Annotated in this window: 13 protein-coding genes and 1 pseudogene; 10 read left to right on the forward strand and 4 right to left on the reverse strand. The window is 65.6% G+C overall.

Features of this window, described 5'->3' with window-relative positions:
• Positions 1–124 (forward strand): annotated as a pseudogene (locus AB5S05_RS17375) (IS1595 family transposase); the annotation flags it as partial.
• 21 nt (positions 125–145) lie between these two features.
• Here the strand turns inward: AB5S05_RS17375 and AB5S05_RS17380 are convergent.
• The 4 genes from AB5S05_RS17380 to rpmE form a co-directional block, all read right to left on the reverse strand.
• Positions 146–1,414, reverse strand: coding sequence for a malic enzyme-like NAD(P)-binding protein (locus AB5S05_RS17380; RefSeq protein ID WP_369288779.1), 1,269 nt, complete (start codon positions 1,412–1,414; stop codon positions 146–148).
• 102 nt (positions 1,415–1,516) lie between these two features.
• A complete protein-coding gene (locus tag AB5S05_RS17385) occupies positions 1,517–2,962 on the reverse strand; it encodes a M48 family metalloprotease (protein ID WP_369288780.1) in 1,446 nt (481 codons plus the stop codon).
• A complete protein-coding gene (locus AB5S05_RS17390; RefSeq protein WP_369288781.1) occupies positions 2,959–3,759 on the reverse strand; it encodes a thermonuclease family protein in 801 nt (266 codons plus the stop codon). The genes AB5S05_RS17385 and AB5S05_RS17390 overlap by 4 nt, the downstream gene beginning before the upstream one ends.
• Before the next feature lie 26 nt (positions 3,760–3,785).
• Entirely contained in the window at positions 3,786–4,001 is a 216-nt protein-coding gene (gene rpmE / locus AB5S05_RS17395; protein WP_369288782.1) for a 50S ribosomal protein L31, read from the reverse strand.
• Positions 4,002–4,167: 166 nt separating this feature from the next.
• Here rpmE and AB5S05_RS17400 point away from each other — a divergent pair, with 166 nt between their 5' ends.
• The 9 genes from AB5S05_RS17400 (at position 4,168) to phaC (AB5S05_RS17440) (ending at position 16,347) form a co-directional block, all read left to right on the forward strand.
• A complete protein-coding gene (locus AB5S05_RS17400) occupies positions 4,168–6,387 on the forward strand; it encodes a primosomal protein N' (protein WP_369288783.1) in 2,220 nt (739 codons plus the stop codon).
• 153 nt (positions 6,388–6,540) lie between these two features.
• Entirely contained in the window at positions 6,541–8,304 is a 1,764-nt protein-coding gene (gene argS / locus AB5S05_RS17405; RefSeq protein ID WP_369288784.1) for an arginine--tRNA ligase, read from the forward strand.
• Between the two features lies 1 nt (position 8,305).
• On the forward strand, positions 8,306–8,974 hold the full coding sequence (locus AB5S05_RS17410; RefSeq protein WP_369288785.1) for an SPOR domain-containing protein: 669 nt from the start codon (positions 8,306–8,308) through the stop codon (positions 8,972–8,974).
• A gap of 159 nt (positions 8,975–9,133) precedes the next feature.
• Positions 9,134–9,667, forward strand: coding sequence for an ATP-dependent protease subunit HslV (gene hslV / locus AB5S05_RS17415; RefSeq protein ID WP_369288786.1), 534 nt, complete (start codon positions 9,134–9,136; stop codon positions 9,665–9,667).
• A gap of 27 nt (positions 9,668–9,694) precedes the next feature.
• Positions 9,695–11,035, forward strand: coding sequence for an ATP-dependent protease ATPase subunit HslU (gene hslU, locus AB5S05_RS17420; RefSeq protein WP_369288787.1), 1,341 nt, complete (start codon positions 9,695–9,697; stop codon positions 11,033–11,035).
• 56 nt (positions 11,036–11,091) lie between these two features.
• Positions 11,092–11,463, forward strand: coding sequence for a gamma-butyrobetaine hydroxylase family protein (locus AB5S05_RS17425; protein ID WP_369288788.1), 372 nt, complete (start codon positions 11,092–11,094; stop codon positions 11,461–11,463).
• A 341-nt stretch (positions 11,464–11,804) separates the two neighbouring features.
• Positions 11,805–13,481: a class II poly(R)-hydroxyalkanoic acid synthase gene (gene phaC, locus AB5S05_RS17430; RefSeq protein WP_369288789.1), complete on the forward strand. Its 1,677-nt coding sequence runs from the start codon at positions 11,805–11,807 to the stop codon at positions 13,479–13,481.
• Positions 13,482–13,637: 156 nt separating this feature from the next.
• Positions 13,638–14,495, forward strand: coding sequence for a poly(3-hydroxyalkanoate) depolymerase (gene phaZ / locus AB5S05_RS17435; RefSeq protein ID WP_369288790.1), 858 nt, complete (start codon positions 13,638–13,640; stop codon positions 14,493–14,495).
• 169 nt (positions 14,496–14,664) lie between these two features.
• Positions 14,665–16,347: a class II poly(R)-hydroxyalkanoic acid synthase gene (phaC, locus tag AB5S05_RS17440; RefSeq protein ID WP_369288791.1), complete on the forward strand. Its 1,683-nt coding sequence runs from the start codon at positions 14,665–14,667 to the stop codon at positions 16,345–16,347.
• Positions 16,348–16,364: the final 17 nt, after the last annotated feature.

Raw genomic sequence — 16,364 nt, forward strand, 5'->3', positions numbered from 1 at the left:
CCGCTACCTCCCCAATTACCTGGGCTGGCGCCGCATGCTTGAGCGCTACCAGCAAAGCATTCGGCCAGTTCACTGCATCCAGGAGGCGGTAGGACGCACCGCGCAACACGCTATTGGGACATAGCCTTTTTTTATGGGGAGCAATCTAGCCGTTGAACACCTCATCCACCGATTTCAGCGGATAGTGTTGCGGGTAGGGCTGCGTCGCCACACCGCTTTCGATTGCAGCCTTGGCCACGGCATCGCAGACCAGGGTGATCAGGCGTGGATCCATCGGCTTCGGAATGATGTATTCGCGGCCGAACTCCAGCTTGATACCCCCATAGGCATCACAGACTTCCTGCGGTACCGGAAGCTTGGCCAGGTCACGCAGGGCCAGGGCAGCGGCAATCTTCATCTCTTCGTTGATCCGCGTGGCGCGCACGTCCAGAGCGCCGCGGAAAATGAAGGGGAAGCCCAGCACATTGTTGACCTGGTTCGGGTAGTCCGAACGGCCGGTGGCCATGATCACGTCATTGCGCACGGCATGGGCCAACTCCGGAGCGATCTCCGGATCCGGGTTGGAGCAGGCGAACACGATCGGATTGGCCGCCATGCGCTGCAGATCTTCCTGGCTCAGCAGGTTGGCGCCAGACAGGCCGACAAAAACGTCCGCGCCGTCGAGGGCGTCCGACAGGGTGCGCTTGTCGGTTTCGCTGGCGAATACCGCCTTGTACTGGTTCAGATCGTCACGGCCGGCGTGAATCACGCCCTTGCGGTCGATCATGAAGATGTTTTCGACCTTGGCCCCCATACTCACCAGCAGCTTCATGCAGGAGGTCGCTGCGGCGCCGGCGCCCAGGCAGACGATCTTCGCTTCTTCCAGGGTCTTCCCAGCGATTTCCAGCGCATTGAGCATGCCGGCAGCGGTCACGATAGCGGTACCGTGCTGGTCATCATGGAAGACCGGAATGTCGCACTGCTCGATCAGGGCGCGCTCGATCTCGAAGCACTCGGGAGCCTTGATGTCTTCCAGATTGATCCCACCGAAGGTGATGGAAATGCGCTTGACCGTGTCGATAAAGGCCTGCGGACTCTCGGCGTCCACCTCGATATCGAACACGTCGATGCCGGCGAAGCGCTTGAACAACACGCCCTTGCCTTCCATGACCGGCTTGGACGCCAGCGGACCCAGATTGCCCAGCCCCAGAATAGCGGTGCCGTCGGAAATCACCGCAACCAAGTTGCCCTTGCCAGTGTAGCGGTAGGCCAGCTCCGGATCGCGCGCGATCTCACGCACAGGCTCGGCGACACCAGGGCTGTAGGCCAGCGCCAGATCACGGGCAGTAGCAGTGGGTTTGGTCAGCTCGACACTCAGCTTCCCGGGGCGGGGCTGCGCGTGATATTCGAGAGCGGCAGTTTTCAGATCAGACATAGTGGCATTTCCGCTTTTTTGGCTATTGAACAAGCAGGCGGCCGAGGATACGCAAGTTGTATACATATGCACAAGACTGCAAGAGCCGGCGGGCCATGCCCGCTAGCGCACCAGCTTGAGCCAACTCCCCGCACTCGGCTCACCGGCCGGGTAGAGATTATTGAGCAAACGCAGGGTCGCTTCGGCATCCCCGGGCAACTTGCTCTGGCGCGCCAGGTCCGCCATCGTTTGCCCGGCTTTCGCCCTCACCAGCGCCAGCCGCAGCGGCTCGGCCAGCGGGCGTTCGGCGTCCGTGAGCGGACGCAAGCTGCCGATCACCTGCTGAAATTCCGCGTCCCGACTTGCCAGCGCGGCATGACCGCGCACCGCGGCAATAAACAGATAGACTCGCTCGCCCTGCTGCAACACCGCGACGCGCCGCGCCGGGGTTCCGGCCACAAGCGCGCTGTAACCGCGCAAACCGGCCTGGCTCAGCGCCTTCCCGTCGACCAGGCGCTCCCCGCCGACGCGCTGGGCCAACCACTTGGCCGGCGACAACCGCTCTGGGTTCGCCTCCAGGCTGAAGACGACAAATGCCTGTTGATCGGCGGCGCGGCCGATCAGCGCATCCGGTCGATTGATGATGTCCCAGCCATTCGGAAAGGCCAGGGTGACATTCAATCCGGCATGGTAGAACTGCTGACCGCGGCGCACGCCACTGGCCGCCGAGTCGCCGAAGGGCAGCCCCTGCAGGTGCTGGAGGAAGGTCTCGCGACTGATTTCCTGACGCCCGGTCGCCAGCGCCTGCGCCGGCCCCAGCACCTGTTGCAGGCGCTGATCGTTGTCCGGATGCGTGTCGAACAGACCATGGTAGCCGCTCGCCGCACGCCCCTCCTGGCCCTGGGTCGCCGCCTGATCCCGGGCGAAGTCTTCTTGGCTTTTCAGCACCTTGACCACTTCGATCATCGCCTGCGGGTCATAGCCACTGCGCGCCAGATATTGCGCCCCCAGACCATCGGCCTCGAGCTCCATATCGCGTCCGTAGCCACGCACCACGGCGTTGCCGAGCACATTGGTCAGATCGCCGACCGCGCCGATACCCGTCCCGATCGCCACCGCCTGGCCGAGGACATTCCAGGCACTCGACTGGCTCTGCTGCTGCACGCTGTGGCGCGCGGTGACATGTCCCACCTCATGTCCCAGCACGGCCGCCAGTTCGGCCTCGGAGTTGAGGTACGCCAGCAATCCGCGGTGAATATAGATGTAGCCTCCCGGCAGGGCGAAGGCATTGATGTCCGGGCTGTCGACCACGGTAAAACGGTAGTCGAGCTGACTGCGATGGCTGTGACGCGCCACCCGCTCGCCGACCTGCTGCACATAGGCCTGCAGCTTTTCGTCGGGGTAACGCGGGTACTGCTTGAGGATCTCCTGACTGTAACGCCGCCCCAGTTCCAGCTCCTCCTGCTCGCTCATCAACACGAAGTCGCTGCGGCCGGTAGCCGGGTTCTGGGCACAGCCGAGCAACTGCCCGACAATCAGCAACAACAGCAGCGAGCAACGCAGGCTCATGGCAACACCTCCAACATAGCCGCGTGGGTCAATGGCAGCATCCAACGGGCCTTCCCCGGTTGTACGCCGCCACGCCTGGCCCGGTCAATGACCCAGCCTCGCGCCTCGACACGACGCCCCAGCAACTCGCGCCCGTGGCGCGCCTCGAAACGCTCGCGCAGCGCCGGCGCCACATGCAGCACCAGGGTCTCTCCCAACTCTAGCCACAGCCCGCCTCGATTGCCCTCGACCCGCTCGATGCGCGCCTGGATCAGGGCGAAGCCAGCGGCGTCGAGTTGCTCCGGTGTTCTTACCGGCGAGCCGCGCCACAGCCCAAGACGCGCCTGTCGAGCACTGCGCTCGGCCGCCCGCAGACAGTCCAGCAGCGCCACATTGGGCGCCACCGCGACCAGAAAACCGAGCCCCTCGGCCAGAAGCTGCGCCTCGATACTCTGCCCCTCGGCGCCATACAGGTAGGCCAGCGTGCGCCCGTAGCGATCCCTGGATTCACGACCGAGCACCACCCCAACCCGTCCATCATTGGCCGCCACCAGCTCTACCAGGCGGCGCCGCGCGGCCTCACCGAAGGGCTCGGCGGAGCGGCCGTGATGGGCCAGTTCCGGAGTATTCAGGCCGATCAGGCGAACGCTGCGGCCATCGCTCAGACGCAGCGTGTCGCCATCCACCACCCGCAGTACCCCGACCTGTTCCAGCTTGCCCGGCACGGGACAGAACGCCCAAGCCGGGCCGATAAAAAACCCGAAAACGAAAAAGGCGCCCACGAGGGACGCCTTTTTCAGTAGCGCGAATCCGGCCATCAGACCAGTCGCCGCAGTTCGGCTGCTTACTTGGTAGCGCCGAATACGCCGAAGCGCTGCTTGAAGCGATCGATACGGCCGCCGGCGTCCAGCACTTTCTGCTTGCCGGTGTAGAACGGGTGGCACTCGGAGCACACGTCGAGGCTGATGCTCTTGGCCAGGGTGGAGCGGGTCTTGATCACGTTACCGCAGCTGCAGGTCGCTTCGATAGCGACGTATTCCGGATGGATATCGGCTTTCATGGTGTATTCCTCGGGATTTTGTGCCGCCACCCAACCCAATGTCAGGTACCGCACGGAAATAGGCCGCGGATCATACCAGACCCCCCACCCGATGCAAGTCACCACCACCACCGGCCGTCGCGCGCGGCCGTGCTAAGATCGCCCATTCGCACCTGGAGCCCACTGCGTGTCCGACGCCATCCTGCGCCTCGCCCTGCCTTCACCGCTGCGCCGCCTGTTCGATTACCGCGCCCCAGCCGGTGTGCCGCGCAGCGCCCTGCAGCCAGGCGCCCGGTTGCGCGTGCCGTTCGGCCGACGCGAACTGATTGGCATCCTGGTCGAGGTGTGCGCGCACAGCGAAGTCCCTGCGGACAAGCTCAAGCCAGCACTGCAGCTGCTCGACGCCCAATCGCCGCTGCCTGCCACCTTCTTCCGGCTGTGCCTGTGGACCGCGCAATACTACCAGCACAGCCTCGGCGACACCTTCAGCTGGGCCCTGCCGATACTGCTGCGCCAAGGCGAACCGGCCGAGGCACGCCAGGAGCGTTTCTGGCATCTGGCCGAAGGTGCCCGCCTGGACGATCCGCGCCTGGCCCGAGCGCCGCGCCAGCGCGAGGCATTGAAGACCATCGCCCAGCACCCGCACGGCGTCGCGCACCAATTGCTCGGCCAGCTGCAGCTGAGCAAGGACAGCCTCGATCAGCTGCGCGAAAAAGGCCTGGTACGTATCGAGGTGCGTCGCCACGCCGCCAGCGCGCGTCATGCCAGCTGGCTGGCCCAGGCCGAACTGCCACTGAATGCCGAACAGCGCAGCGCAGCCGAGGCGGTGCGCGCCGGCTTCGGCGCGTTCAACGCCTTTCTGCTCGCCGGGGTGACCGGCAGCGGCAAGACCGAGGTCTACCTGCAACTGATCCGCCAGACACTCGAGGCCGGCAAGCAGGCGCTGGTACTGATCCCCGAGATCAACCTGGGGCCTCAGACCCTGGCGCGCTTCGAACAACGCTTCAATGCGCGCATCGCCCTGCTGCACTCGGCGGTCAACGACCGCGAGCGCCTGGATGCCTGGCTGGCCGCGCGCGATGGCGAGGCCGACATCATCATCGGCACGCGCTCGGCGCTGTTCACCCCGATGCAGCGCCCCGGCCTGATCATCATCGACGAGGAGCACGACGCCTCCTATAAACAGCAGGAGGGCCTGCGCTATCACGCCCGCGATCTGGCCGTGGTGCGCGCCCGTCAGGAGAACATCCCGATCCTCCTCGGTTCGGCCACCCCTTCGCTGGAAAGTCTGCACAACGCCCATTCGGGCCGCTACGCCCTGCTGCGCCTCAACCGCCGCGCCGGCGGCGCCCAGCCACCGCGCTTCCTGCGCCTGGATGTGAAGAGCCGGCCGCTCGACTCGGGCATTTCCGGCCCCATGCAGCAGGCCATCGGCCAGACCCTGGCAGCCGGTCAACAGGTGCTGGTATTCCTCAACCGCCGCGGCTTCGCCCCGACCCTGCTCTGCCACGATTGCGGCTGGCTGTCGGAATGCCCGCGCTGCGACGCGCGGATGACCGTGCACCAGCGCTCCCAGGAACTGCGCTGTCATCATTGCGGCCACGTCGAGCGCCGCCCGCACAACTGCCCCAAGTGCCACAACGTCGACCTACGCCCGGTCGGTGCCGGCACCGAACGCGCCGAGGAGCGCCTGGCAACGCTCTTTCCCCAGGTGCCGGTACTGCGCGTGGACCGCGACAGCACCGCGCGCAAGGACGCCATGACCAGCCTGTTCAATCGCGTGCAGCGCGGCGAGCCGTGCATCCTGGTCGGCACCCAGATGCTCGCCAAGGGCCATCACTTCCCCCGCGTGACCCTGGTGGCGATCCTCGATGCCGACGGCGGGCTGTTTTCCGCCGATTTCCGCGCCAGCGAGCGCATGGCCCAGCTGATCGTTCAGGTCGCGGGGCGCGCAGGACGGGCCGAGGAGCCGGGCAAGGTGATCATCCAGAGCCACCTGGCCGACCACCCGCTGCTCGTGCAGCTGACCGAGCAGGGCTACTTTGCCTTCGCCGAACAGGCCCTCAGCGAGCGTCGCAGTGCCGGCCTGCCGCCGTTCTGCCACCTGGCCCTGCTGCGCGCCGAGGCACACAAGCCGGGCCAGGCCGAGGGTTTTCTCGACCAAGCGTGCAGCGAGGCGGAGCTGCTGCTGGACCACTTGCAACTCGACGGCATCGAGCTGCTCGGGCCAGTGCCAGCCCCCATGGAGCGGCGGGCGGGTCGCTACCGGGCGCAACTGCTGGTGCAGAGCAATGCCCGCGCGCCGCTGCATCGACTGCTGCATGCCTGGCTGGCAACCCTGGAGCAGATGCCCAGCGGCCGCGCGGTGCGCTGGTCGCTGGACGTCGACCCGATCGACCTGTTCTAGGGCCGTACAGCAGCATTTCACCGGCGGCGGGGGCATTTTTGTCCTGCCGCCGGGAGCATGTCGCTTGAAGCCACGACCGAAGGGCGTCGATAATGCGCAGTTTTCAACCAGCGCCCCTGGGCGCCGCCGCTTGAACGGCCGACCGAGCAGACCATGAAAGACAGCATTCGCCACCTGATCCAGCAAGCCCTGACCCGCCTGACTACCGAAGGCGTGCTGCCCGAGGGCCTGAGCCCGACGATCCAGGTGGAGAACACCAAGGACAAGAGCCACGGTGACTTCGCCAGCAATATCGCCATGATGCTGGCCAAGCCGGCCGGGCTGAAACCGCGTGAACTGGCCGAGAAACTGATCGCCGCGCTGCCGGCCGACGCCCAGGTCAACAAGGTCGAGATCGCCGGCCCCGGCTTTCTCAACTTCTATCAGAACACCCAGGCGCTGGCCGAGCGCCTCGATGCGCTGCTGGCCGATGCCCGCCTCGGCGTGCACAAGGCCGGCGATCCGCAGCGGGTGGTGGTCGACCTGTCCGCACCGAACCTGGCCAAGGAGATGCACGTCGGCCATCTGCGCTCGACCATCATCGGCGACGGCGTGGCCCGGGTACTGGAGTTCCTCGGCGACGAGGTGATCCGACAGAACCACGTGGGCGACTGGGGCACCCAGTTCGGCATGCTGCTGGCCTACATGCAGGAACAGCCGGTGGGCAGCGATGCCGAACTGGCCGACCTGGAGAGTTTCTATCGCGCCGCCAAGAAGCGTTTCGACGAATCCGCCGAATTCGCCGAGCGCGCCCGCGCGCTGGTGGTCCAGTTGCAGGCCGGCGACGCCGAATGCCTACGCCTGTGGCACCGCTTCAACGACATCTCCCTGTCACACTGCCAGGCCATCTACGACCGCCTGGGCGTGAAGCTGAGCATGGCCGACGTCAAGGGCGAAAGCGCCTACAACGACGACCTGGCCAAGGTGGTCGCCGACCTCAAGGCCAAGGGCTTGCTGAGCGAGAGCGACGGCGCCCAGTGCGTGTTCATGGACGAATTCAAGAACGCCGAAGGCAAGCCGCTGCCGCTGATCGTGCAGAAGGCTGGCGGCGGCTACCTCTATGCCACCACCGACCTGGCCGCGACCCGTTACCGGGCCAATGTGCTCAAGGCCGACCGCGCCCTGTACTTCGTCGACCAGCGCCAGGCCCTGCACTTCCAGATGGTCTTTGCTGCCGCACGCCTGGCCGGCTTCGTGCCCGCCGACATGCAACTGGAACACATGGGCTTCGGCACCATGAACGGCGCCGACGGCCGCCCGTTCAAGACCCGCGACGGCGGCACGGTGAAACTGGTCGACCTGCTCGACGAGGCCGAGCAGCGCGCCTACGCCCTGGTCAAGGCCCGCAATGAACAACGCGCCGAGCGCGGCGAGACGCCATTCACCGAGGAAGAATTGCGCGCCATCGGCAAAGTGGTGGGCATCGCCTCGGTCAAGTACGCCGACCTGTCCAAGCACCGCACCAGCGACTACAGCTTCAACTTCGAACAGATGCTCAGCTTCGAAGGCAACACCGCGCCCTACCTGCTGTACGCCTACACCCGAGTGGCCAGCGTGTTCCGCAAGCTCGGCCACGGCTTCGAAGCGGTCGAGGGCCGGATCAACCTGGCCGGCGAGCAGGAACTGGCCCTGGCCGGCAAGCTGGCGCAGTTCGGCGAAGTGCTCAACAGCGTCGGCGACAAGGGCGTGCCGCACCTGTTGTGCGCCTACCTGTACGACCTGGCCGGGCTGTTCTCCAGCTTCTACGAGAACTGCCCGATCCTCGCCGCCGAAGACCAGGCCACCCAGCACAGCCGCCTGCGCCTGGCCGCCCTGACCGGTCGCACCCTCAAGCAGGGCCTGCAGCTGCTCGGCCTGGAAACCCTGGAGCGCATGTAAGGTGGCAGCCCGCAAGAAACCAGCGGCCAAGCGCGGCGCCAGCCGCTACAAGGCGCCCGCCAAGAAGCCGGTACCCGGCTGGGTCTGGCTGGCCTGCGGCCTGGCCATCGGCGGTTTCATGATGTTCCTGTTCAGCCTTGAGCCGGGCCGCGAGGAGATCAGGCGCAGCAAGCCGGAGCAGGCCCGCAGCACCAAGCCGCCAGCCAAGCCCGAGCCCGCCAAGCCCAAGTACGACTTCTACACCCTGCTGCCGGAATCGGAGGTCATAGTGCCGCCACAGGCGCTCGAGCAGCCACAGCCGGCGACCGAGCCGACGCCGAAGCCGGTGAGTCCCGAAGAGGCGGCCAGGATCGATGCGGCGCGGGCCCAGGCGGCGCTCAACGGCCAGACGCCGCCACCAGCTCCGGTGGTGGCCAAGCCCCCGGTCAGCACCCAATTCTTCCTTCAGGCCGGCTCGTTCCGGCGCAAGGACGACGCGGAAAGCGTACGGGCACAGATCATCCTGCTCGGGCAGAACGTGCAGGTGGAGTCCGGCAGGGTGCGCGAGGAAACCTGGCACCGGGTACTGGTCGGCCCGTTCGCCAGCCGCGAGCAACTGGCCCAGTCGCAGAAGACCCTGGCCGCCAACGGCTTCAGCAACCTGCTGCTGCAGCAGCGCCAGGGGCGCTGAGCCCGCTTGCCGCCGGCGCCTGGCCGACGGCAATTCGCTGTTACAAGGCAAGCGCCACCCTTTGCGGCAGAATCGACAGGCAACGGTTGAAAAGCACCGAGCGCCCCCCCATTTGAGTCTGCATTGGGCATTTTCGCCCCGCTGCGTGGAGACTCTCCCTTGACCACCATCGTTTCAGTGCGCCGCCACGGCAAAGTCGTCATGGGCGGCGACGGCCAGGTATCCCTCGGCAACACCGTGATGAAAGGCAACGCGAAGAAGGTTCGCCGCCTCTACCACGGTCAGGTGCTGGCCGGCTTCGCCGGTGCCACCGCCGACGCCTTCACCCTGTTCGAGCGCTTCGAGGGCAAGCTGGAAAAGCACCAGGGTCACCTGGTACGCGCCGCCGTCGAACTGGCCAAAGACTGGCGTACCGACCGCTCGCTGAGCCGCCTGGAGGCGATGCTGGCCGTGGCCAACAAGGATGCCTCGCTGATCATCACCGGCAACGGCGACGTGGTCGAACCCGAGCACGGGCTGATCGCCATGGGCTCCGGCGGCGGCTATGCCCAGGCCGCCGCGCTGGCCCTGCTGCAGCACACCGAGCAAATGTCCGCCCGCGAAGTGGCGGAAACCGCGTTGAATATCGCCGGCACCATCTGCGTGTTCACCAACCAGAATCTGACCATCGAGGAACTGGACTCGGCCATCTGAGCCGGCCGTCCAACCAGGAGCCGAACCATGTCCATGACCCCTCGTGAAATCGTCCACGAACTCAATCGCCACATCGTCGGCCAGGATGACGCCAAGCGCGCCGTGGCCATCGCCCTGCGAAACCGCTGGCGACGCATGCAGCTATCGGCCGACCTGCGCGCCGAGGTGACACCGAAGAACATCCTGATGATCGGTCCCACCGGCGTCGGCAAGACCGAGATCGCCCGGCGCCTGGCCAAGCTGGCCAATGCCCCGTTCATCAAGGTCGAGGCGACCAAGTTCACCGAGGTCGGCTACGTCGGCCGCGACGTCGAGTCGATCATCCGTGACCTGGCCGATGCCGCGGTGAAGATGCTGCGCGAGCAGGAGATGACCAAGGTGCGCCACCGTGCCGAGGATGCCGCCGAGGAGCGCATCCTCGATGCCCTGCTGCCGCCGGCGCGCGCCGGCTTCAACGAGGACCCGGTGCCGAGCAGCGACTCCAACACCCGCCAGCTGTTCCGCAAGCGCCTGCGCGAAGGCCAGCTGGACGACAAGGAGATCGACATCGAGGTGGCCGAGCCTGCCGCCGGCATCGAGATCATGACCCCGCCGGGCATGGAGGAGATGACCAACCAGCTGCAGAACCTGTTCTCCAACCTGGGCAAGGGCAAGAAGAAGAGCCGTACGCTCAAGGTCAAGGAAGCCCTCAAGCTGGTGCGCGATGAAGAAGCCGCGCGCCTGGTCAACGAAGAAGAACTCAAGGCCCGCGCGCTGGAAGCAGTGGAGCAGAACGGCATCGTCTTCATCGACGAGATCGACAAGGTCGCCAAGCGCGGCAACGTCGGCGGCGCCGATGTTTCCCGCGAGGGGGTGCAGCGCGACCTGCTGCCGCTGATCGAGGGCTGCACGGTCAACACCAAGCTGGGCATGATCAAGACCGATCACATCCTGTTCATCGCCTCCGGCGCCTTCCACCTGAGCAAGCCCAGCGACCTGGTGCCTGAGCTGCAAGGCCGCCTGCCGATTCGCGTGGAACTCAAGGCCCTCAGCCCGGAAGACTTCGAGCGCATCCTCACCGAACCGCATGCCTCGCTCACCGAGCAGTATTGTGCCCTGCTCAATACCGAGGGCCTGGCCATCGAGTTCGCCGAGGACGGCATCAAGCGCCTGGCGCAAATCGCCTGGCAGGTCAACGAGAAGACCGAGAACATCGGGGCCCGGCGCCTGCACACCCTGCTCGAGCGCCTGCTGGAGGAGGTCTCCTTCAGCGCCGCCGACCTGGCCAGCGAGCACAGCGAACAGCCGATCCGCATCGACGCGGCCTACGTCAACAGCCACCTCGGCGAACTGGCCGAAGACGAAGACCTGTCGCGTTATATTCTGTAAGCCGTCAGCCAGCAGGAGCCAGCACCCTGGCTCCCGCGTCCCATGGAATATCGAGCATGTACATCCCCAGCGCCATCAAGCTGCACAAGGCCTCCAAGACCCTGGAGCTGCACTACGGCAGCCAAAGCTACAGCCTCTCCGCCGAGTTCCTCCGCGTGCACTCGCCATCGGCCGAGGTCCAGGGCCACGGCAAACCCATCCTGCAGACCGGCAAACTGCACGTCGGCCTGAGCAGCATCGAGCCGGCCGGCAACTATGCACTAAAACTGTGCTTCGACGACGGCCATGACAGCGGCCTGTTCAGCTGGGACTACCTCCATCATCTTGCCACGCACCAGGAGCAACTCTGGGCCGACTACCTCCAGGCCCTTGCCACTGCCGGCAAATCCCGCGACCCAAACGAGTCAGTGGTCAAACTGATGCTCTGAGCCACCGCCCTGGCGCAACCCCCGCGCCAGAGCTTCGCCCTTGGCTCGACCCGCGCCCAAGCCGAACCGGCCGCTGCCGCGCACGCCGGTTAGAGCGCATTTTCTAATCCATCCCGGCATACTCTCCGCGCATTCGGCCCATATCGCAGCCAGCTTGCGCAAACCGACAAACTCGGGTAACCAAGGAACTGGCAGGTTCCCTGCATTTGCCAACCCGCCAACGGCACAGAGAGATGCGGAGTTGATCCGCCCCCGGTAACCCGAGCAATGCCAGGCGCCATTCCTGCGTCGCCACGCGCAGCAGATGCCGGTATTCGCCTCAGGACAATGGAGCGTCGTAGATGACTGAAAAAAATGATGATCTGAAACAGCAAGCGTCGGAGAACACCCTCGGTCTGAACCCGGTCGTCGGCATCCGCGGCAAAGACCTGCTGACCTCGGCGCGCGTAGTGCTCACCCAGGCCATCAGGCAACCTCTGCACAGCGCCAAGCACGTGGCCCATTTTGGCGCGGAGTTGAAGAATGTCCTGCTCGGTCAGTCCGACCTGCAACCCGAGGGCGGCGACCGCCGCTTCGCCGACCCGGCCTGGAGCCAGAACCCGCTGTACCGGCGCTACCTGCAGACCTACCTGGCCTGGCGCAAGGAACTGCACGACTGGGTCGAGCAGAGCAACCTGTCCGAACAGGACGCCAGCCGCGGCCACTTCGTGATCAACCTGATGACCGAGGCCATGGCGCCGAGCAACAGCATGGCCAACCCGGCGGCGGTCAAACGCTTCTTCGAAACCGGCGGCAAGAGCCTGCTCGACGGCCTCTCCCACCTGGCCAAGGACATCGTCAACAACGGCGGCATGCCCAGCCAGGTCAACATGAACGCCTTCGAAGTCGGCAAGAACCTGGCGACCACCGAAGGCGCCGTGGTGTTTCGCAACGACGTGCTGGAACTGATCCAGTACCGCCCGATTACCGAGCAGGTGCAAGAGCGCCCACTGCTGGTGGTACCGCCGCAGATCAACAAGTTCTACGTGTTCGACCTGTCGCCGGAAAAGAGCCTGGCGCGATTCCTGTTGCGCAATGGCGTACAGACCTTCGTGGTCAGCTGGCGCAACCCGACCAAGGCGCAGCGCGAGTGGGGCCTGTCGAGCTACATCGAGGCGCTCAAGGAAGCCATCGATGCGGTCATCGCCATCACCGGCAGCAAGGACATCAACATGCTCGGCGCCTGCTCCGGCGGCCTGACTACCGCCTCGCTGCTCGGCCACTATGCCGCGCTCGGCGACCAGAAGGTGAACGCCCTGACCCTGTTGGTCAGCGTGCTGGACACCAAGCTCGACACCCAGGTGGCGCTGTTCGCCGACGAGAAGACCCTCGAAGCCGCCAAGCGCCGCTCCTACCAGGCCGGCGTGCTGGAAGGCGCCGACATGGCCAAGGTATTCGCCTGGATGCGCCCCAACGACCTGATCTGGAACTACTGGGTCAACAACTACCTGCTCGGCAACGAGCCGCCCGTGTTCGATATCCTCTACTGGAACAACGACACCACGCGCCTGCCCGCCGCCCTGCACGGCGAGTTCATCGAGATGTTCAAGACCAATCCGCTGACCCGCCCCGGCGCCCTGGAGGTCTGCGGCACGCCGATCGACCTCAAGCAGGTCACCTGTGATTTCTTCTGCGTCGCCGGTACCACCGATCACATCACACCCTGGGAAGCCTGCTACAAGTCGGCGCACCTGTTCGGCGGCAAGTGCGAGTTCGTGCTGTCCAACAGCGGACACATCCAGAGCATCCTCAACCCGCCGGGCAACCCCAAGGCACGCTACATGACCAACAGCGAGCTGCCCCTGGATCCGAAGGACTGGCAGGAAAGCGCGACCAAGAACACCGACTCCTGGTGGCTGCACTGGCAGAAATGGCTGGCCGAGCGTTCCGGGCCGACCAAGAAGGCGCCAACCAGCCTGGGCAACAAGCGCTTCCCGGCCGGCGAGGCGGCGCCCGGAACCTATGTCCACGAACGCTAAGCCACGGCGCCTCGCGCAACGCTGCCCGCGGCACTGGGAGGTGCCGCCCGCCCAGCCGGCCACACTGGCCGGTACGGCGAGCCAGGCACTGTCCTGGGATTCTGGGAACGGCCGGGACGGCCCGACCCAGCGATTTAATTGATAGGGCTCGCGCGTATGTCGTTACCTTTCGTGTTCCGCACCATCGACCTGAATGGCCAGACCATTCGCACCGCCGTTCGCCCCGGCAACAGCCGGATGGTGCCGCTGCTGATTTTCAACGGCATCGGCGCCAACCTGGAACTGGTGATGCCCTTCGTCCAGGCACTCGATCCCGAACTCGAAGTCATCGCCTTCGACGTCCCCGGAGTCGGGGGATCCTCGACGCCCAGCGCCCCCTATCGCTTTCCCGGCCTGGCCAAGCTGGCCGCGCGCATGCTCGACTACCTGAACTACGGCCAGGTCAACGCCATCGGCGTGTCCTGGGGCGGCGCCCTGGCCCAGCAGTTCGCCCATGACTACCCGGAGCGCTGCAAGAAGCTGGTGCTGGCCGCCACTTCCGCCGGTGCGGTGATGGTGCCGGGCAAGCCCAAGGTGCTCTGGCGCATGGCCAGCCCGCGGCGCTACGTGCAGCCCTCCTACGGCGTGCAGATCGCCCCGGACATCTATGGCGGCGCCTTTCGCCGCGACCCCAAGCTGGCCCTCTCGCATGCGAGCAAGGTGCGCTCCGGCGGCAAGATGGGCTACTACTGGCAGCTGTTCGCCGGCCTCGGCTGGACCAGCATCCACTGGCTGCACAAGATCCGTCAGCCGACCCTGGTGCTGGCTGGCGATGACGATCCGTTGATCCCGTTGATCAACATGCGCCTGCTGGCCTGGCGCATTCCCAACGCCGAGCTGCACGTGATCGACGATGGTCATCTGTTCCTGGTGACCCGCGCCGGGGCCGTGGCGCCGATCATCATGAAGTTCCTGGCCGAAGAGCGGCAACGAGCAGTCATGCACCCGCACCCCGCCCCGGCTCGGCCACTCTGAGGCCGCCGGCGCCCCATAAAAGGGCACACGGCGGGCGCCAGTGGGTTTTGTGCCGCCTTGTCATGCATCGCTCACAGACCTGCGCTAGGCTAGGTGGCGGACTCGGCCCGGCATGGTACGGGCCTTGCTGTAGAACTCCCTGATCACGGATAGTTACGGAGTGTCGCCAATGCGCAAACAACACCCGCCTCGCACGCTTCCCACCCCGACGGTCGCCATGAACGCGCAGAGCGCCATCGTCGGCCTGCGTGGCAAGGACCTGCTCTCCACCCTGCGCGGCATGGCCTTTCAGGGCCTGCGCCAGCCGGTTCACAGCGCCCGCCACCTGCTGGCCCTGGGCGGGCAGTTGGGCCGGGTACTGCTCGGCGACACCCCGTACAAGGTCAACCCGCACGACCCGCGCTTCGCCGACCCCACCTGGCAGCTCAATCCCTTCTATCGACGTGGCCTCCAGGCCTATCTGGCCTGGCAGAAGCAGTTGAACAGCTGGATCGACGAAAGCCAGATGTCGGCCGACGATCGCATCCGCGCCCGCTTCGTCGCCACCCTGCTCGGTGATGCCCTGTCGCCCACCAATACCCTGCTCAACCCCCTGGCCCTCAAGGAGCTGTTCAATACTGGCGGCAGCAGCCTGGCCAAGGGGCTGGGCCATTTGCTCGAGGACCTGCTGCACAACGACGGCATGCCCAGCCAGGTCAGCAAACAGGCCTTCGAAGTCGGCCGCAACCTGGCCGCGACGCCCGGCGCAGTGGTGTTTCGCAACGAACTGCTGGAGCTGATCCAGTACCAGCCGATGAGCGAAAAACAGTACGCCACGCCCTTGTTGATCGTGCCGCCGCAGATCAACAAGTTCTATATCTTCGACCTGTCGCGGGACAGGAGCTTCGTCCAGTACGCCCTGAAGAACGGTGTGCAGACCTTCGCCATCAGTTGGCGCAACCCACAGACCCGCCACCGCGAGTGGGGCCTGTCGAGCTATGTGCAGGCTGCCGAAGAGGCCCTCGAGGTGTGCCGGGCAATCACCGGCAGCAAACAGGTCAGCCTGCTTGGCGCCTGCGCTGGCGGCCTGACCATCGCCGCCCTGCAAGGCCACCTGCAGGCCAAGCGGCAGCTGCGCAAGGTGGCCAGCGCCACCTACCTGGTGAGCCTGCTCGACAGCCAGATCGACACTCCGGCCATGCTCTTCGCCGACGAACAGACCCTCGAGGCGGCCAAGCGCCGTTCCTACCAGGCAGGCGTACTGGACGGTCGCGACATGGCCAAGGTATTCGCCTGGATGCGCCCCAATGACCTGATCTGGAACTACTGGGTCAACAACTATCTGCTCGGCAAGCAGCCACCGGCATTCGACATCCTCTACTGGAACAACGACAACACCCGCCTGCCGGCGGCGCTGCATGGCGACCTGATCGACTTCTTCAAGCACAACCCGCTGACCCACGCCGGCGGCCTGGAGGTCTGCGGTACGCCGATCGACCTGCAGAAGGTCACGGTCGACAGCTTCAACGTGGCCGGCATCAACGACCACATCACCCCCTGGGACGCGGTCTATCGCTCGGCCCTGCTGGTCGGTGGCAGCCGGCGCTTCATCCTGTCCAACAGCGGCCATATCCAGAGCATCCTCAACCCGCCCGGCAACCCCAAGGCCACCTACCTGGAGAGCCACAAGCTCAGCGGCGATCCACGCGCCTGGTATCACGACGCCAAGAAACACGATGGCAGCTGGTGGCCGCAGTGGCTGAGCTGGATCCAGGAGCGCTCCGGCGAGCAACACGCCACCCAGATGGAGCTGGGCAACCTGCAGCATCCGGCGATGGAGGCGGCTCCCGGCACCTATGTACACGTGCGCTGAACCATGTGCGCGCTGGC

The sequence above is a fragment of the Pseudomonas zhanjiangensis genome, assembly GCF_041027545.1.
Lineage (GTDB): Bacteria > Pseudomonadota > Gammaproteobacteria > Pseudomonadales > Pseudomonadaceae > Aquipseudomonas > Aquipseudomonas zhanjiangensis.